The following is a 17,429-nucleotide window of genomic DNA, read 5'->3' as shown; positions in this document are numbered from 1 at the left end:
CGAGTCCATACGCGAGCGTCTCCGGAGTCGAGCCGAGTGTTGTCTAGCGGCCATGGTTGTTGGAGCGCCCGTGTGAGGTCGGCAGCCTGTGCGCCAATTGTCCGATTCGAACTCTTGTTCGAGTATTGATAGCCTTCGCGCATGGTCAGCTCATCGCATGAGGCGATGCACGGGATCTTCACCCATGATGCCGCCGCAGTCGGTCATGCCTTCCGCGTTCTTGATCTCCCCTTTCCTGAACCCATTGCAGTGGAACAGATTTCGGTCGATCTCACCGCGACTGCGCCGGTCGAACGGCGTGCCGACACGATCCTGCGGGTGACAACCGCGGACGACGAGTTCCTGCTGATCGTCGAGGCGCAGTCGAACAGAGACAGCACCAGGATCGCTGCGTGGTCGTACTACGTGACATTCCTGCACAACAAGTACGAGTTGCCGGTCGTGTTGGTGGTCGTCTGCCATGACAAGGAGACCGCCACGTGGGCGAGCAGCCCGTTGACACTCACGTATCGGGGCTGGACGAGCTTCACGCTGCAACCGCTGGTCCTCGGCCCACACAACGTGCCGGCGATCACCGATCCAGCGGAGGTGCTCGCTGATTTGCCCCTGGCCGCGCTGTCGGCGATCACGCACGCGCGTGAGCCGGAGATCAGTGAGATACTGGACTCGATCATCGTGGCTTTCCGCAGGCGGGGGTGCGACGATGAGACCGAGTTCTACGCCGAACTGATCGAACAGGGAATCTCGCACACCGACGCCGCCCAGCTCTGGAGGGACAAAATGGACACGGATCTGTCGTTCTTCCGTTCGGAATCTGCTCAGAGATTGCGTGCGCAGGGCCTCGAGCAGGGCCTCGAGCAGGGCCTTGAGCAGGGGGTCGCTCAGGGTGTCGCGCGTTCGGTGCTGACCGTGCTCACCGGTCGTGGAATCGAGCTCTCGGCTGCCCAGCGCGAACTCCTCGCCGAAACCGTCGACCTCGATCAGCTCAACGCATGGCTCATGCAGGCAGTGACCGCCACCCGAGCTGGCGAACTCTTCGACTGAGCGATTCACGACGCCGCCGCCCCGGCATGCGAGAGCGAACCATGTAGAGGGCGGCCCAGCGGCGGTGTAGTGAGGATCCATGGCCTGGGTGAGCAGCTTTGTGTCGCCCAGGGCGATGGCACTGAGGAGCAGGGCGGAGTCGGTCCAGCAGGTGGCGGGGGCGAAGTCGGTCGCGAGGCCTTTCTACACCCGGGATCGGGGGATTCGGGGTGAACTAACCCTCGGTCTGGCGGACTTTGATGGCGTCTCGGGAGATGAAGACGTCGTATTCGCCGGGGGTGGCGATGACGGCGTTGCCGTAGGCGGAGCGGATGAACGGGGAGGTGTACCAGCGGTTTTCGTTCATGTCCTCGAAGAAGTCGCGGTCGCCGCCGTTGAGGAAGGTGTGGTCTTGGGCGGGGGATTTGCCGTCTAGGCGTTGGCCGAACAGGCGGGTGATCTTGTAGCCGGAGTGGAAGCCGAGGGCGTTGACCCACGGTTCGAGTTCGACGATGTTGGACTGCAAGGCCCACAGGTCGCCCTCGATGCGGTGGGTCGTCGGTTGGCCTGCCGTGCCGTCTTCGTCGAACTGGGTGAGGACCAGGTCGAGTTGGTGTTCTTGGCCTGCAACGGGTTTCGCGACAACGTGGGCGGCTTTGATCTCGCCGGTGAGTCCGAGGTAGGTCTGTAGGAGGGTGGCGATCCAGAGGAGGACGACCGCTACCAGGAGCAGGGTGGCGCCGGGGATCGCACGGCCGAGAACGGCTTTCGGGCCGCGGCGGCGGGTGACGGCTAGCGCGGCCATGACCAGGAGGGCGATGGCGAGGGCGATCAGGGCCAGGAGACCGACCTGGGCGAACCCGAAGGACACCGGGAAACTCATACCGTGGGTATACCCCGAAAACATCTGTGGCAGGCGCTGTCTCGAAGTTCTAGGGGAGGGAATTCGATCAGGAGGGGTGACAGTGGCGAAGTATCGGGTGCTGGTGGGGGTTCATCTGGTGTTGTTCGATGCCCAGGGTCGGGTGCTGTTGGGGCGCAGGGTGAACACGGGGTTCGGGGACGGGTTGTTTCATGTCCCCGCTGGGCATCTGGAGATGGGGGAGTCCGCGGTGGCGGCGTTGATCAGGGAGACGCGCGAGGAGGTGGGGGTCGAAATAGAGGCGTGCGACATCGAATTCGCGCATGTGCTGCACAGTGCGGGCAGGGTGCAGATGTTCTTCACTGTGCGCCGCTGGACCGGCCTGGTCGCCAACCGTGAGCCCGAAAAGTGTTCGGAACTGGAATGGTTCGATCCCGCGAGGTTGCCGCACGAGATCGTCGACTACTGCCGGGTCGGCATCGGCGAGGTGATGGCAGGACAGGCGTTCTCGGAATACGGGTGGGGATCGGCTAGGGATTGACGATCTCGGGCGGCGCCGGGCGGTGGCGGAGCAGGGCAAGGACGGCGACCGTGCAGCCGAGGGCGACGACGACCGCGACCGCGCCAGGGCCGACACCCCGGTCGACATCGGTGGTGCGGTACCAGGAGGACGAATAGGCGAGGTGGCCGATATCGCTGTCGCTCAAGGCGACACCGATCGACGGCACGAACAGAATTGCCAGACCGACGGTTCCGGACGCGGGGCTCACCGGGACCGAAGTGCCGAGGCAGTACCCGGCGACAGCGCCGAGGGCGAGGCAGCCGAGGGCGGCGGTGAGGGTTGTCGGCGGGGAGAAGACGTCCGCGGCGAGGACGAAGCAGGCCAGCGCGAGCACGCTCGCCGCGGCCGCCAGCGGGCGTGGGACGCGCATGCCGATCAGTAGGCAGGCGGCGGTGACGGCGAGGGTCGCGAGATCGACCCACCCGGAGCGCGGCAGCGTGATGACGAGGCTGCCCGCCACCGAGAAACTGCTCATCTGCAGGACCAGGATCCCGTCACGGCCGGGCAGGATCATCGCGGCCGCGACCGCGGTCGCGACGGCGACGATCGAGGCGACGATCAGATAGGGGGCGCTGGTCTTGTGTGAGGCCACGGCGAGTGCGGTGATGATGGTCGTCGTGAAGGCGACGACGGCGGCGAACACCGGCGCCAGCGGGATGGCGGTTTCGATGGTGGAGCGGGGCGGGACCACGGTGGTGAGTGCGAAATAGGCGAGCGCGAGCACGCTCGCCGCGATGAACCACAGGGGCAGCGTGCCGCCGAGCGCGCGGCTGAAACCGTCGGAGTCAGGGTCGGTGGGGGATTGGGTCAGGTCGCCGAGAATGGTGCCGCCGAGCGTGCCGAACAAGTAGACGGTGCGCAGCAACGGTTCGTTCCAGACCGCGACCGCGAGCGCGCCGACGACCACACCCGCGAGCAGCGCGTCGATGAAGTTCAGGGTGGGCAGTGACAGTGCGTCGAGATGTCCGTCGGTGCTGTCCGGGATGAAGGCCAGATGGTTGACCAGGATGCCGACCAGGGCGAGCAGTGCGGTCCAGCGGGCCGTTCGCGCGCTACCGATGGCCATGGTGACCGCGGCGGTGATCACCGCGACGAACGCGGCGCCGGTCATCGCCCTCGGCACGTTGAACACCAGCAGATCGACGTGCAGCGACGCCGCCAACGACGCGAAACTGAGCGGCAACATGATCGCGAGCGCCGCCACCGACGTGGCCACGAAGACCGTGACGGCTTCGGCCGCGCAGCGAACGGTGGAAGGCGGCACCGAATCCCCGTTCTCGCGGCTGACCCGGTCCGGTCGGACCGTGTCGCCGAGCATATCCATGTCACGACCAGGCGATCGGCTCCTGGAATCGAACGCCATTCGTGTCGCGGGCACCGGCATGCGACGATGAGCGAATCAGGTTGGCAGGCACAGGAGTCGGAAGGTCGGTTGATGCCAAGCGGGGTCGTGGCCTGGTTCGACAGCGGCAAGGGGTTCGGATTCATCACCCCCGACGCCGGCGGACCCGACGTGTTCGTGGAGTACACCGCGCTGGTCGGCGAGGGGTTCCGCACGCTGCGCGACGGTCAGCGCGTGGAATACACCGTCACCGAGACTCGGCGCGGGCCGGAAGCCCACCACGTGCAGGCCGGTTAGTTCTGCCCGCTCGGCCAGAAGCGGCTCGCGTTCTGGTTGTGGACGGGGCGGGTGAGGTTGGGGTCCTCGGCTTCGGTGATGCCGACCTGCATCAGCAGGATCATGGTCACCATGCTGATGCCGATGATCAGCGGCGTGAGCAGCTGGGCGGCGGTGGCGCCGGTCGCGTGGGCGACGTGGGCGCTGGTGTGGGCGCTCATCGAGAACATGCCGGTGTAGTGCATGCCGGTGACGGCCACGCCCATCAGCAGGGCGGCGCCGATGGTGGCGAGGAAACCGTGGATGTGCAGGGCGAACCACAGGGCCGCGATAGAGGCGACCACCGCGATGGCCAGCGACGCGGCGACCACGACCGGGTCGTAGATGATCTCGGCGTCGGTTTTCATCGCGTACATGCCCGCGTAGTGCATCGCCCCCACACCGAGTCCGGTGATGGTGCCGCCGACCGGTAACGCGGCACTGTCCCAGCTGCGGCGCACCACGATGGACAATCCGAGCCACACCACACCCATGGCGACGGCGGCGCTGAACAAGGTGACGGGAACGTTGTAGCGGATGGTCACGCCGCGTACCGAAAAACCGAGCATCGCGATGAAATGCATGACCCAGATACCGGTGCCACCGAGTGCGATCGCGGCCGCGGTGAGCCAGCCACCGTGCATGCCCGAAGCGCGCGAGCGAACCATGCAACGCAGCGCCAGCATCGACCCGATGACCGACATGGCATAGGCCAGCAGGGGCGTTACCCAGCCGTAAGTGAAATGGTTGATATCCAGCACCGTCTACTCCTAGCGTGATTTCCCGGCGAGGCGTGCGAGCCCTCCCGAACTCGGAAAATACGCTGGTAGGGAATTTGCCGCACTGGGTTTCTCGAAAATATCTAGGGTTGCTGACGATGACGCGTCACAAATACGTAGAGCTCTCGATGGTGAAGCATGCCAGTCGGTTTGGTGCGTTCTCCCAGCTAATCCGGCATCCACGGAGCAACTACCTCGGCATACGCCGAGCATCCACCCGAAAGCGGGCCACGTCACCCCTGCGGCAGCACCAGCTGGCGGCCTCCGGGGGTTGCCTTCCTCACAGTTCGCACACTTTGCACCGTGGGATGTGGCCGAATTCGTCGGATCATGGCATGGTGGACATCGAGACCAGGACCGGACTATTAGGACCTAGCTCATCTACAGAAGGTTTTGAAATGGCACAGGGTGTTGTTAAGTGGTTCAACGGCGAAAAGGGCTTCGGCTTCATCGCCCAAGACGGAGGCGGCCCGGACGTCTTCGTGCATTACTCCGCGATCGGCGGCTCCGGCTTCAAGTCCCTCGAAGAGGGCCAGCGCGTGGAGTTCGAGGTCGGGCAGGGTCAGAAGGGCCCCCAGGCTCAGGACGTTCGCGCCATCTGATTCTGCGCTGAACTAGCGTACGAATGTGAAGCTCCGCACCAGCTGGTGCGGAGTTTCTGCTATTCAGGGGTAGTTGTCGCAGGACGTAGTCATCGCAGGGCTTCGGCCCGGAAGAACTCGTCGGTGATCGCCCGGGCCGAGGTCAGGTCACGCGGACCGCGCGAATCGAACTCCGTTGTCGCGCGGGCGAATTCGTCGATGATGAACGCCGCGATCAGCGCAGGCGGGGCCGCCGAACCCATTTCTCTCGTGCGCGACTTGAGCTCGGTCAGTTCGGCGATGGCCGCGACCAGGTCGGTGGGTAGGTCGCACTCGGCGAGCAGTGTCGGCAGGTGCATCGGCGCCACCGCGGCGCCGGGGTGCTCACGCAGCCACCGCAGCGCCATCGCCGGACGCAGCGAATAGAACACCTTCTTCAAGCCGCCGTTGCGCTCGAACAGCGCCCACTGGCGCGCGCCAAGGTGCAGGTAGTGCCGGGCGATCCGGTCGCGATCGGCCACCTCCGTCGCCACCTCGCGCAACCTGGTGCGAAACGCCTCGTCACCGCGGTAGACGATCGGCGACATCAACCATTCGACGAGCACCGCGTTGCCTGCCACCAGCAGGCGCAACGCCTTCGCGAGATCCCAGCCGTTCACGTCGAGCAGGCCGATCAGCGGGGTTTCGATCACATCGCGAGTGCGCCACGGGGACAGATAGGTCGCCAGCCCCGCCACGTAGACGAAACGACAGTCGTAGTCGGAGTCCGGCGAGGGGAAACCCCAAGCACGGCTGCCACTTTCGATGGCCAGCCGGATGGACACGGTGTGCTCGGCCGCCACCCGATCGAGCTCGGCGTCGACGGCGGCCACCACGGCCGGGTCCATCGAATCGGGGACGGTGCGCAATGACATGCGGTGATGGTAGAGGGGCGCGGCGCCCAGGCTTCACCCGGTTTTCGGGCAGGGGGGTAAGGGCAGCCGAAGTCCGGGCGACTATTCTGGGCGGCGGTAATGCCGACCCATTCTTCCCCAGGAGTACCCCACTGTGAGCCAAGCAGGCCGTCCTGTAGTTCTGATCGCCGACAAGCTCGCCCAGTCGACCGTCGACGCACTCGGTGACGGTGTCGAGGTTCGCTGGGTCGACGGACCCGACCGCCCGGCGCTGCTCGCCGCGGTCCCCGAGGCCGACGCGATTCTCGTGCGCTCCGCCACCACCGTCGACGCCGAGGTGCTCGACGCGGGCAAGAAGCTGCAGATCGTGGCCCGCGCCGGTGTCGGCCTCGACAATGTCGACGTGCCCGCCGCCACCGAGCGTGGCGTGATGGTCGTCAACGCGCCGACCTCCAACATCCACACCGCCGCCGAGCACGCCGTCACGCTGCTGCTCTCGGCCGCGCGCCAGATCCCGGCCGCCGATGCCACCCTGCGTGAGAAGACCTGGCAGCGCAGCAAGTTCAACGGTGTCGAGATCCTCGGCAAGACCGTCGGCGTGATCGGCCTCGGCCGCATCGGCCAGCTGTTCGCACAGCGTCTGGCGGCTTTCGAGACCAAGATCGTGGCCTACGACCCCTACACCTCGCCCGCGCGCGCCGCCCAGCTGGGCATCGAGCTGCTGACCCTGGAGGAGGTGCTCGAGCGCGCCGACTTCATCTCCATCCACCTGCCGAAGACCCCTGAGACCAAGGGCATGCTGAACGCGGAGACCCTGGCCAAGACCAAGCCGGGTGTCATCATCGTCAACGCCGCGCGTGGTGGGCTGATCGACGAGCAGGCGCTCGCCGACGCCATCAAGTCCGGCCACGTGCGCGCCGCGGGCCTGGACGTGTTCGAGACCGAGCCGTGCACCGATTCGCCGCTGTTCGACCTCCCGCAGGTCGTCGTGACCCCGCACCTCGGTGCTTCCACCTCGGAGGCGCAGGACCGCGCGGGCACCGATGTCGCCAAGTCGGTGCTGCTGGCACTGGCCGGTGAGTTCGTGCCGGGCGCGGTGAACGTCACCGGTGGCGCTGTGAACGACGAGGTCGCCCCCTGGCTGGACGTCGTCCGCAAGCAGGGCGCGCTGCTGGGTGCCATCGCCAACGAGCTGCCCGTCAGCGTCGAGGTGCAGGTTCGTGGCGAGCTGTCCGCGCAGGATGTGGCGGTGCTGGAGCTGTCGGCGCTGCGCGGTGTGTTCTCGGCGCTGGTCGAGGACCAGGTCACCTTCGTCAACGCGCCCGCGCTGGCCAAGGATCGCGGCATCACCGCCACCGTCACCACCGCCACCGAGAGCCCGACCCACCGCAGCGTCGTCGACCTGCGCGCCGTGTTCGGCGACGGATCGACCCTGAACGTGGCAGGCACGCTGACCGAGCCGAACCTGGTCGAGAAGATTGTCAACATCAACGGCCGCAACTACGACATGCGCGCCGAGGGCCTGAACCTGGCCGTGCTGAACTACAGCGACAAGCCGGGTGCGCTGGGCAAGATCGGCACCAAGCTGGGCGAGGCCGAGATCGACATCCTGGCCGCGCAGCTGAGCCAGGACGTGGATGCCGAAGGCGCCACCGTGGTGCTGCGCGTCAACGCTGAGGTTCCGGCTGAGGTGCAGACCGCGATCGCTGAGGCTGTTGGTGCTTCGAAGGTTGTGCTGGTCGATTTGGCCTGAGACTCGGGGTGTTGGCGGTCCATTAGGCACTGGCTGTGTTTATTGGAGCGCTGGCGCGCTCGAGTCGCGGCCCCGAGGGGCCGCCGGTTAGGCACCGGTGCTTGCTCCTTCGTCGCCTACGCACCGGCGCCTAACCGGCGACCCGGCCGCGACCGGCCACTTCGTGGCCGCCGCTCCCCAGGGGTCGCGGGTGCGGGGTTGGGAGTGCGGTCATGGCGGATTTGGGGTTTGACGGTGTGGCTGGGGAGTTGGTCATGGCGGACTCGTTGCGTGGCGGTGGGCGGCACGCTTTTCCTTTGAACGGAGTTAGTTGATGAAGCTTGCAGTAATCGCCGGTGACGGCATCGGGCCCGAGGTCATTGCCGAGGCGCTCAAGGTGCTCGACGTGGTGGTGCCCGGTGTCGAGAAGACCGAGTACGACCTGGGGGCCGCGCGCTACCACCGCACCGGGGAGATCTTGCCGGAGTCGGTGCTGCCCGAGCTCAAGCTGCACGACGCGATTCTGCTCGGCGCGATCGGCGATCCGTCGGTGCCCAGTGGTGTGCTCGAGCGTGGGCTGCTGCTCAAGACGCGTTTCGCGCTGGATCACCACGTGAACCTGCGTCCGTCGAAGCTGCATGCCGGCGTCACCAGCCCGCTGGCGGGCAACCCGGATATCGACTTCGTAGTCGTGCGTGAGGGCACCGAGGGGCCATACACCGGCACCGGCGGCGCGATCCGCGTCGGCACGCCGCACGAGGTGGCGACCGAGGTGTCCAACAACACCCGCTTCGGCATCGAGCGCGTCGTGCGCTACGCCTTCGCCACCGCGCAGGCCCGCCGCAAGCACCTCACCCTGGTGCACAAGAACAATGTGCTCGCCTTCGCCGGCTCGCTATGGCAGCGCACCGTCGACGAGGTCGCCGTCGAATTCCCCGATGTGACAACGGCTTACCAGCACATCGACGCTGCCACCATCCACATGGTGACAGACCCGGGCCGCTTCGACGTGATCGTCACCGACAACCTGTTCGGCGACATCATCACCGACCTCGCCGCCGCTGTCAGCGGTGGCATCGGCCTGGCCGCCTCGGGCAATATCGACGCCTCGGGCGTGAACCCGTCGATGTTCGAGCCGGTCCACGGCAGTGCCCCCGATATCGCGGGCCAGTCCAAGGCCGACCCGACCGCCGCCATCCTGTCGGTCTCGTTGCTGCTCAATCACCTCGGCAACACCGAAGGCGCGGCCCGCATCGAATCCGCCGTCGCCAAGGACCTGGCCGCGCGCACCGGCACCGCCTCCACCGTGGAGGTCGGCGACCGCATCGCGGCCATCGTCTGATCCCACCGCACGCGAAAGGCTCGCTCCGGCTGAATGCCGGAGCGAGCCTTTGTCATTCGTGGCTGTGGATCGAATGACGTTCGGTGAGCAAGGGATTGAGGTATCCGACTGTGCTGAAAGATTATTCGCGGTTTGTCGATGAATCGACCAGCTGTGCAGCTGGTTTCGGGGGCCTGGGAACCAGGGGTACTGCCGCCGCGGCGGCTATCGCGGCCAAGGCATAGACCGCGGGGAAGCCCGTGACGGCGATGACCGCGCCGAAAAGCGGTGGGACGGCGGCTATCGCGAGGTTCTGGCCGGTGTTCTGGATGCCGAGGCCACGGCCGCTCCAGAAGGGGCCCGCGATCTCGGCTACGGCGGTGAAGGCCAAACCGTTGTCGGACACCGAGATCACCGAGGCGGCGATCATCAGGGGGATGGCCGCCCACCACCAGTCGGTCCAGGAGGTGACGGCCAGCGCGGCCATGGTTATAGCGGCGGCGATCGCCACCTGGCGCAGCGGGCCGAGCCGGGTGCCGACCCGGTCGGACCAGGCTCCGGCACCGATCCGGCCCGCAGCGCCGAGGAATTGGGTGACGGTCATCAGCGCGCCCGCCGCGGCCAGTGACCAGCCGAGGTCGCGGTGCAGCCACAGCAGGCCGAAGGTCCACAGGGTGCCCTGGGGGATGACGAGCAGGATCGAGACGCCGTGGATGCGCCACAGCGTGGAATCGCCACGGTAGGGGTTGGCTCGATCGGCGGCCTTGGCGGGTGGACGCGGCGGGTCGACGATGCCGATCAGGCAGCCGATCGCGGCAACGCCCGCCATCAGCGCGGGGACGAGCAGTGCAGCGGGGATGCTGTGGTGCTGGGCGACCCACGGAATGGTCATCGCGCCGATGCCGACACCGAGCGGTTGCGCGGCCTGCCGGATGCCCATGGCCACGCCGCGCCGATCCGGTGGGAACCAGCCGACGATCAACCGGCCACTGGCTCCGTTGGAGCTGGCGGCGCCGATTCCGCCGGCGAACAGCAGCGCGCCGAACGCGACCGGGTTGTCCACCACCGCGGCGCCGACACCGGCCACGAACATCAGTAGCGCGCCCGCCACGAGCACGATGCGTTCGCCGATCCGGTCGACCACATACCCCCAGGCGATCAGGGTGCAGACCAGACCTACGGTCGGTAATGCCACCAGGGCACCGGCGGACGCGAGCGAATCGCCACGAGCGGTGAGCGCGGGCAGCAAAAACGGGGTGCCGTGGATGAAGATCGAACTCGAGGTCTGCGCGAAGACGCCGAGGGCGAGCATCAGCCAGCGTCTGCCGTCCCGGATCTGCGTCACTTCGGCCGTCGGCCGCGCATCTGTCACGATTCTCACCTCGCCGGATTGCACGATTGCATCCCAATATCTGAGATTGATGTCTCATTGCTTGAACATCAAAGATCACGCTACACCGATGACCCGTGAATGTTGCCCACCGGTGAGGTGTCTGACAGGTCACATCGGCGCACTCGTGAATCCCGCACGCGGGCAGTGGCTTCGAATGACATCGGTGTGAGTTCGGTCGCACCTCGCCGGGGTAGCTATCGAGCGACCCCGGCCGCATCCCGGGCGCGTTCGGGCAGGTAGCCACGCCTCGATAGACTCCGGAGCATGCGCTTAGGTCGAGTTGCCAGTCCCGATGGAGTCGCTTTCGTCAGCATCGAAGGCGAGGGCGGCGATGCCGTCGCCAAGGAGATCGCCGAACATCCGTTCGGCACGCCGACGTTCACCGGGCGGAGCTGGCCGCTGGCCGATATCCGCCTGCTGGCGCCGATCCTGGCGAGCAAAGTGATCTGCATCGGCAAGAACTACGCCGCCCACGCGGCCGAAATGGGCGGCGAGGCACCGGTGGACCCGGTGATCTTCATCAAGCCGAACACCTCGATCGTCGGCCCGAACGCGTCGATCATCATGCCGCCCAGCTCTTCTCAGGTCGACTACGAGGGCGAGCTGGCGGTGGTGATCGGCCGGCCGTGCAAGGACGTGTCCGCGGCAAAGGCCGCCGAGGTGATCCTGGGCTACACCGTCGCCAACGATGTCACCGCGCGTGACCAGCAGCGTCACGACGGTCAGTGGACGCGGGCAAAGGGCTACGACACGTTCTGCCCGCTCGGCCCGTGGATCGAAACCGCGCTGGACCCAAGCGATCTGGAGATCACCACCGAGGTCGACGGCGAGATCCGTCAGCGCAGCCGCACTTCGCTGTTCCTGCACGACATTCCGAAGATCATCGAATGGATCAGCTCGGTGATGACCCTGCTGCCCGGTGACGTGATCCTCACCGGCACACCGGAAGGCGTGGGTCCGCTGCAGGCCGGGCAGAACGTGTCGGTCACCGTCGAGGGCATCGGCACCCTCACCAATCCTGTTGCCACCAAGCGCTGAACAAGCGGAGAAGAGAGTCATGACTGAAGTACGGGTCCGTTTCTGCCCGTCGCCGACCGGTACGCCGCACGTCGGCCTGGTGCGCACGGCGCTGTTCAACTGGGCGTACGCGCGCCACCACGGCGGCAAATTCGTGTTCCGCATCGAAGATACCGACGCCGCACGCGATTCCGAGGATTCCTACCGCGCGCTGCTCGACGCGTTGCGCTGGCTGGGGCTGATCTGGGACGAGGGTCCCGAGGTCGGCGGACCCTACGAGCCCTACCGTCAGTCGCTGCGCCGCGACCAGCATCTGGACGTGGTGCGAAGGTTGCTCGAGGCAGGCGAGGCCTATGAGGCATTCTCGACACCGGAGGAAGTCGAGGCCCGGCATCGCGCCGTCGGCCGCGATCCGAAACTCGGTTACGACAATTTCGATCGCGATCTCAGCGCCGAGCAGATCGCGGCGTACAAAGCCGAGGGTCGCCCCGCTGTGGTCCGTTTGCGGATGCCCGACGAAGATCTCGGGTGGAATGATCTCGTGCGCGGAGAAACCACCTTCAAAGCCGGCACGATCCCCGATTTCGCCCTCACCCGTGGCAATGGCGACCCGCTCTACACCTTGGTGAATCCGGTCGACGACGCGATGATGCGGATCACCCATGTGTTGCGCGGCGAGGATCTGCTCTCCTCGACCCCACGCCAGCTCGCGCTGTATGCCGCGCTGCAGCGTATCGGGGTTGCCGAGTTCACGCCCGAGTTCGGTCATCTGCCGTTCGTCATGGGCCAGGGCAACAAGAAACTGTCCAAGCGTGACCCGGAATCGAATCTGTTTCTGCATCGCGACCGCGGATTCATCCCCGAAGGTCTGCTGAATTACCTCGCCCTGCTCGGCTGGAGTATCGGCGAGGACCGCGATGTGTTCTCCATGCTGGAAATGGTCGCGGCTTTCGACATTTCGACGGTGAATTCGAATCCGGCCCGCTTCGATCAGAAGAAGGCCGACGCCATCAATGCCGAGCAGATTCGCCTTCTTGAGCCCGGCGATTTCGGCCATCGTTTGCGCGAGTTCCTGACCGCGAAGGGTCACATCGGGGCCGAAATCGACGAGAAGACCTTCCTGGTCGCCGCCGAACTCGTGCAGACCCGCATCGTGGTGCTCGGTGACGCGTGGGACCTGCTGAAGTTCCTGTTCGTCGCCCCAGCGGACTTCGCGATCGACCAGGCCGCGGGCACCAAGAATCTCGGTGCAGAGGCCGACCCGGTCCTCGACGCCGCGATCGCCGCTGTGGAGCCGCTGAACGAGTGGACCACCCCCGCACTGGAGGAGGCGCTGAAAAAGGCGCTGATCGACGATCTGGGGCTCAAGCCGCGTAAGGCGTTCGCGCCGGTGCGGGTCGCGGTGACGGGCTCGCACATCAGCCCGCCGCTGTACGAGTCGATGGAATTGCTCGGCCGCGAGGTTTCGCTGGATCGGCTGCGGGCCGCCCGTGGTTGGGTGCCTGCCGCGCAGTAGCCGTGGGGAGCGGGTGCGGCCATGCGCCGCATCCGCTCCGATCGGGTCGAAAACGGCCGAAAAGCGGCTTCTGACCAGGCGATTTGTAGTTTACCCCCTAGTGTTTGGTAATCTTCTCATCGCCGCGGAACACGGCCTCGCAACACCGACAACCACTCGGTGGAGATTGCAAGGTCGGGCGTTTCGGTCTTTGGGGTATGGTGTAATTGGCAACACAGCTGTTTCTGGTACAGCCATTCTAGGTTCGAGTCCTGGTACCCCAGCAAGGTTTCACATTGTGAGATCGTCCTGGCCCCGTCGTCTAGCGGCCTAGGACGCCGCCCTCTCAAGGCGGTAGCGCGGGTTCGAATCCCGTCGGGGCTACAAAGCAAAGTTGAGGCCCCCGGTCGAATCCGACCGGGGGCCTCGCTTGCGTCTACAGCCGCTTGTGCAATGCCTCGGCAGCCGCGACCAGATCCGCCGCCCAGCGCGCGCCCGGCCTGCGACCCATTCGATCGATCGGCCCCGAAACCGAGACAGCGGCCACGATCACACCGCCCGCATCGCGCACCGGCGCCGAGACGCTCGCCACGCCCTGCGCGCGCTCGGCGGCACTCTGCGCCCAGCCACGCTTGCGCACCTCGGCCAGCGCGCGATCGCCGAACACCGCGTCGGCCAGGACCGTGCGCTGCAGCTCGGGATCGGCCCACGCCAGCAACACCTTCGCCGCCGAACCTGCGGTGAGCGGTAGTCGCGAACCCACCGGCACGGTGTCACGCAGACCCACCGGCGGCTCCAGCGCGGCGATGCAGACGCGGGCGTGCCCGTCGCGGCAGTACAGCTGGACGCTCTCGCCGGTGATCTCACGCAGGCGGGGCAGAATGGCACCGGCGGCCTCCACCAGTGGATCGGCCGCCCCCGCCGACAACTCGGTGAGCGCCGGACCCGGCCGCCACAAACCGTTGCCGTCGCGTGCCAGCAGCCGGTGCGTCTCCAGCCCGACCGCCAGCCGATGCGCGGTGGCGCGTGGCAGGCCGGTGCGGGTGCACAGGTCGTTGAGACCGCAGGGCTCGTCGGCGACGGCGTAGAGCACCGCCACGGCTTTGTCGAGAACACCGATACCGCTATGCTGTCTCATAGAACGATACTAACGTCTCAAATGCTGAGATACCAAGTATGCCCGTCGAAAGGTGATCAAGCAATGGCCGAGCGCGCTCGCACACTGGCCGAGAAGGTGTGGGAACAGCACGTCGTCGCGAAAGGCGAAGGCGATGGTTCCTCCCGTGAACCCGACCTGATCTACATCGATCTGCACCTCGTGCACGAGGTGACCAGTCCGCAGGCCTTCGACGGGCTACGCGCGGCGGGCCGTCCGGTGCGCAGGACCGATCTCACCATCGCCACCGAGGACCACAACGTCCCCACCACCGATATCGACAAGCCGATCGCCGACCCGATCTCGCGCACCCAGGTGGAGACGCTGCGCCGCAACTGCGCCGAATTCGGCGTGCGCCTGCACTCGATGGGTGACGCGGAACAGGGCATCGTGCACGTGGTCGGTCCGCAGCTGGGTCTCACCCAGCCCGGCATGACCGTCGTCTGCGGTGACAGCCACACCTCCACCCACGGCGCGTTCGGCGCGCTGGCGATGGGCATCGGCACCAGCGAGGTCGAGCACGTGCTGGCCACCCAGACGCTGTCGCTGCGCCCGTTCAAGACGATGGCCATCACCGTCGACGGTGAATTGGCGCCCGGCGTCACGAGTAAGGACCTGATCCTGGCCGTGATCGCCGAGATCGGCACCGGCGGCGGTCAGGGCTATGTGCTGGAGTACCGCGGCGAGGCGATTCGCAAGCTGTCGATGGAAGCGCGGATGACCATCTGCAACATGTCCATCGAAGCGGGCGCACGCGCGGGCATGATCGGCCCCGACGAGACCACCTACGAATTCCTGAAGGGCCGCCCGCACGCACCGCAGGGGGCCGACTGGGATGCCGCAGTGGCCTCCTGGGACGCGCTGGTCACCGACGAGGGCGCGGAATTCGACGCCGAGGTCCACATCGACGCGAACACGCTCACCCCGTTCGTCACCTGGGGCACCAACCCCGGCCAGGGCCTGCCGCTGGGCGCGAACGTGCCCGACCCGGCCCAGATCAGCGACGAGAACGAGCGCGAATCCGCCGAGAAGGCCTTGCGCTACATGGACCTGACGCCGGGAATGCCGCTGCGCGAGGTGAGCGTCGACACCGTATTCGTCGGCTCCTGCACCAACGGCCGGATCGAGGATCTGCGTGCCGTCGCCGATGTTTTGAAGGGCCGCCAGGTCGCCGAGGGCGTGCGAATGCTGGTGGTGCCAGGCTCTATGCGGGTGCGCGCGCAGGCGGAAAAAGAAGGACTCGGCGAGATTTTCACCGCCGCGGGCGCGGAATGGCGGCAGGCGGGCTGCTCGATGTGCCTGGGGATGAATCCCGATCAGCTCGAACCGGGTCAGCGTTGCGCGTCCACCTCGAACCGCAATTTCGAGGGGCGACAGGGCAAGGGCGGTCGCACGCACCTGGTCTCGCCGCTGGTCGCGGCCGCGACGGCGGTCCGGGGAACGCTGTCCTCGCCGGCCGATCTGGCCTGAGTCACACCGATCATCTACAGATCGAAAGGGAATCGTTATGGAAGCCTTCACCGTTCACAAAGGCATCGGTGTGCCGCTGCGCCGGTCCAATGTCGACACCGATCAGATCATCCCCGCCGTTTACCTGAAGCGGGTGACCCGAACGGGTTTCGAGGACGGCTTGTTCGCCGGTTGGCGGGCCGATCCGGAGTTCATTCTCAACACCGAGCCCTACAACCGGGGCAGTGTGCTGGTGGCAGGCCCGGATTTCGGCACCGGTTCTTCGCGTGAGCACGCCGTGTGGGCGCTGTCGGACTACGGCTTTCGGGTGGTCATCTCGTCGCGTTTCGCCGACATCTTCCGTGGAAATGCGGGTAAGGGCGGGCTGTTGGCCGCGCAGATGTCACAGAACGATGTCGAAATGCTCTGGAAGCTGATCGAGGAACAGCCCGGCATCGAATTGGTTGTCGACCTGTCCGCGCGCACCGTCACAGCGGGAACCGTCGTGTTGCCGTTCGATATTGACGACTACACCCGCTGGCGTCTGCTGGAGGGTTTGGACGATGTCGGCCTCACGCTGCGCCGCGCCGACGAGATCAGCGAGTTCGAAAAGGGAAGGCCGTCATGGAAACCCGTGACGCTGCCGGAGCCTATTTCGCGGGCGTAATCAGCTGGGGCGCTTAGGGGCGCATCCCGGGCGGCGGTAGCTGGACGTGTGCTAAACCACATGAATTTTGGCGTGGCACATAGACTCTTGCTCAAACTGGGTTTACCGTGGTACCTAGTCGGTCCGACGACGGGCCATTAGTCTGCGGAGGATTCAATGAACAAGGCGGAACTGATCGACGTTCTGACCGAAAAGTTGGGTACGGACAGGCGGACGGCTACCGCGGCTGTCGAGAATGTTGTCGACACCATCGTCCGTGCCGTGCACAAGGGTCAAAGCGTCACCATCACCGGATTCGGTGTGTTCGAACAGCGCAAGCGTGCTCCCCGGGTTGCCCGTAACCCGCGTACCGGTGAAACCGTGAAGGTGAAGGCCACTTCGGTGCCTGCCTTCCGGCCGGGCGCGCAGTTCAAGGCGGTCATCGCGGGTAAGCAGAAGCTGACCGCCTCCGGGCCTGCCGTCAAGCGCGGCGCGAATGCCCCGGTGGCGGCCAAGAAGGCGGCGGCCAAGAAGACCGCGGCCAAGAAGACGGCCGCCAAGAAGGCCACGCCGTCGAAGGGCCCGGCGAAGACCACCGCCCGTAAGGCCGCCACCAAGGCTCCTGCCGCCAAGAAGACCACGGCGGCGAAGACAGCGGCCAAGAAGACCACGGCGGCAAAGAAAGTGACGGCGGCCAAGAAGGCGCCGGCCAAGAAGGTCACGGCCGCCAAGACCACGGCGGCCAAGAAGACCACTGCTGCGAAGAAGGCTCCCGCAAAGAAGACTGCTGCTAAGAAGACTGCCGCCCGTCGTGCTCGTTGATCCTGCCGCAGCGGGATCAGGTCGGGGAATGTGCACGTAGG

Annotated in this window: 17 protein-coding genes and 2 tRNA genes; 13 read left to right on the top strand and 6 right to left on the bottom strand. The window is 66.2% G+C overall.

All coding sequences use genetic code 11. The features are described 5' to 3' along the window. Positions 1 to 141 precede the first annotated feature (141 nt). On the top strand, positions 142 to 1,044 hold the full coding sequence (locus tag ACQHI0_RS20070; protein WP_427903386.1) for a hypothetical protein: 903 nt from the start codon (positions 142 to 144) through the stop codon (positions 1,042 to 1,044). A 214-nt stretch (positions 1,045 to 1,258) separates the two neighbouring features. Here ACQHI0_RS20070 and ACQHI0_RS20065 read toward each other — a convergent pair whose 3' ends face one another. After that, entirely contained in the window at positions 1,259 to 1,906 is a 648-nt protein-coding gene (locus ACQHI0_RS20065; RefSeq protein ID WP_427903385.1) for a hypothetical protein, read from the bottom strand. Positions 1,907 to 1,982: 76 nt separating this feature from the next. Between ACQHI0_RS20065 and ACQHI0_RS20060 the strand changes: the two genes are divergently transcribed. Further along, complete coding sequence (locus ACQHI0_RS20060; protein ID WP_427903384.1) at positions 1,983 to 2,426, top strand: NUDIX hydrolase; 444 nt, start codon at positions 1,983 to 1,985, stop codon at positions 2,424 to 2,426. On the opposite strand, the gene ACQHI0_RS20055 is transcribed toward ACQHI0_RS20060, so the two are convergent. After that, positions 2,416 to 3,771, bottom strand: a complete 1,356-nt coding sequence (locus ACQHI0_RS20055) for a hypothetical protein (protein WP_427903383.1) — start codon at positions 3,769 to 3,771, stop codon at positions 2,416 to 2,418. The two genes, ACQHI0_RS20060 and ACQHI0_RS20055, sit on opposite strands and share 11 nt — an antisense overlap. A gap of 111 nt (positions 3,772 to 3,882) precedes the next feature. On the opposite strand from ACQHI0_RS20055, the gene ACQHI0_RS20050 reads away from it, so the two are divergent. Continuing rightward, positions 3,883 to 4,086, top strand: coding sequence for a cold-shock protein (locus ACQHI0_RS20050; protein WP_427903382.1), 204 nt, complete (start codon positions 3,883 to 3,885; stop codon positions 4,084 to 4,086). Here the strand turns inward: ACQHI0_RS20050 and ACQHI0_RS20045 are convergent. Then, positions 4,083 to 4,865 (bottom strand): MHYT domain-containing protein, encoded by a 783-nt coding sequence (locus tag ACQHI0_RS20045; RefSeq protein ID WP_427903381.1) that lies wholly within the window; start codon positions 4,863 to 4,865, stop codon positions 4,083 to 4,085. The genes ACQHI0_RS20050 and ACQHI0_RS20045 overlap by 4 nt on opposite strands. 416 nt (positions 4,866 to 5,281) lie before the next feature. Between ACQHI0_RS20045 and ACQHI0_RS20040 the strand changes: the two genes are divergently transcribed. After that, positions 5,282 to 5,485 carry a cold-shock protein gene (locus ACQHI0_RS20040; protein ID WP_056812000.1) on the top strand — a complete coding sequence of 68 codons (204 nt, stop codon included), beginning with the start codon at positions 5,282 to 5,284 and terminating at the stop codon, positions 5,483 to 5,485. Positions 5,486 to 5,574: 89 nt separating this feature from the next. Here the strand turns inward: ACQHI0_RS20040 and ACQHI0_RS20035 are convergent, their stop codons facing one another. Further along, positions 5,575 to 6,378 carry a nucleotidyltransferase domain-containing protein gene (locus ACQHI0_RS20035; RefSeq protein WP_427903380.1) on the bottom strand — a complete coding sequence of 268 codons (804 nt, stop codon included), beginning with the start codon at positions 6,376 to 6,378 and terminating at the stop codon, positions 5,575 to 5,577. A 133-nt stretch (positions 6,379 to 6,511) separates the two neighbouring features. On the opposite strand from ACQHI0_RS20035, the gene serA reads away from it, so the two are divergent. Continuing rightward, positions 6,512 to 8,110: a phosphoglycerate dehydrogenase gene (gene serA / locus ACQHI0_RS20030; RefSeq protein ID WP_427903379.1), complete on the top strand. Its 1,599-nt coding sequence runs from the start codon at positions 6,512 to 6,514 to the stop codon at positions 8,108 to 8,110. A 313-nt stretch (positions 8,111 to 8,423) separates the two neighbouring features. Further along, on the top strand, positions 8,424 to 9,431 hold the full coding sequence (locus tag ACQHI0_RS20025; RefSeq protein WP_427903378.1) for a 3-isopropylmalate dehydrogenase: 1,008 nt from the start codon (positions 8,424 to 8,426) through the stop codon (positions 9,429 to 9,431). Positions 9,432 to 9,552: 121 nt separating this feature from the next. On the opposite strand, the gene ACQHI0_RS20020 is transcribed toward ACQHI0_RS20025, so the two are convergent. Next, entirely contained in the window at positions 9,553 to 10,722 is a 1,170-nt protein-coding gene (locus tag ACQHI0_RS20020; RefSeq protein WP_427909234.1) for an MFS transporter, read from the bottom strand. A gap of 345 nt (positions 10,723 to 11,067) precedes the next feature. On the opposite strand from ACQHI0_RS20020, the gene ACQHI0_RS20015 reads away from it, so the two are divergent. The 4 genes from ACQHI0_RS20015 (at position 11,068) to ACQHI0_RS20000 (ending at position 13,699) form a co-directional block, all read left to right on the top strand. Next, the gene (locus ACQHI0_RS20015; protein WP_427903377.1) at positions 11,068 to 11,841 is read left to right on the top strand and encodes a fumarylacetoacetate hydrolase family protein; all 774 of its coding nucleotides are present in this window, start codon (positions 11,068 to 11,070) and stop codon (positions 11,839 to 11,841) included. 19 nt (positions 11,842 to 11,860) lie between these two features. Continuing rightward, positions 11,861 to 13,336, top strand: a complete 1,476-nt coding sequence (gene gltX / locus ACQHI0_RS20010) for a glutamate--tRNA ligase (protein ID WP_427903376.1) — start codon at positions 11,861 to 11,863, stop codon at positions 13,334 to 13,336. Positions 13,337 to 13,527: 191 nt separating this feature from the next. Then, a tRNA-Gln gene (locus tag ACQHI0_RS20005) sits at positions 13,528 to 13,599 on the top strand. A 27-nt stretch (positions 13,600 to 13,626) separates the two neighbouring features. Continuing rightward, positions 13,627 to 13,699 (top strand) — tRNA-Glu (locus tag ACQHI0_RS20000). A 52-nt stretch (positions 13,700 to 13,751) separates the two neighbouring features. Here the strand turns inward: ACQHI0_RS20000 and ACQHI0_RS19995 are convergent. Then, a complete protein-coding gene (locus ACQHI0_RS19995) occupies positions 13,752 to 14,453 on the bottom strand; it encodes an IclR family transcriptional regulator (RefSeq protein WP_378912467.1) in 702 nt (233 codons plus the stop codon). A 63-nt stretch (positions 14,454 to 14,516) separates the two neighbouring features. On the opposite strand from ACQHI0_RS19995, the gene leuC reads away from it, so the two are divergent. From leuC to ACQHI0_RS19980, 3 genes are all read left to right on the top strand, one after another. Further along, positions 14,517 to 15,941 carry a 3-isopropylmalate dehydratase large subunit gene (gene leuC, locus ACQHI0_RS19990; protein WP_427903375.1) on the top strand — a complete coding sequence of 475 codons (1,425 nt, stop codon included), beginning with the start codon at positions 14,517 to 14,519 and terminating at the stop codon, positions 15,939 to 15,941. Positions 15,942 to 15,978: 37 nt separating this feature from the next. Next, positions 15,979 to 16,587 (top strand): 3-isopropylmalate dehydratase small subunit, encoded by a 609-nt coding sequence (leuD, locus tag ACQHI0_RS19985; protein ID WP_358187574.1) that lies wholly within the window; start codon positions 15,979 to 15,981, stop codon positions 16,585 to 16,587. Between the two features lie 156 nt (positions 16,588 to 16,743). Continuing rightward, positions 16,744 to 17,388 carry an HU family DNA-binding protein gene (locus ACQHI0_RS19980; RefSeq protein ID WP_379234668.1) on the top strand — a complete coding sequence of 215 codons (645 nt, stop codon included), beginning with the start codon at positions 16,744 to 16,746 and terminating at the stop codon, positions 17,386 to 17,388. Positions 17,389 to 17,429: the final 41 nt, after the last annotated feature.

It is taken from the genome of Nocardia sp. FBN12, assembly GCF_050320175.1.
In the GTDB taxonomy this organism is placed as follows: domain Bacteria; phylum Actinomycetota; class Actinomycetes; order Mycobacteriales; family Mycobacteriaceae; genus Nocardia.
The sequence above is the reverse complement of the archived record's forward strand: the minus strand, read 5'-3'. Positions and strand labels throughout refer to the sequence as shown.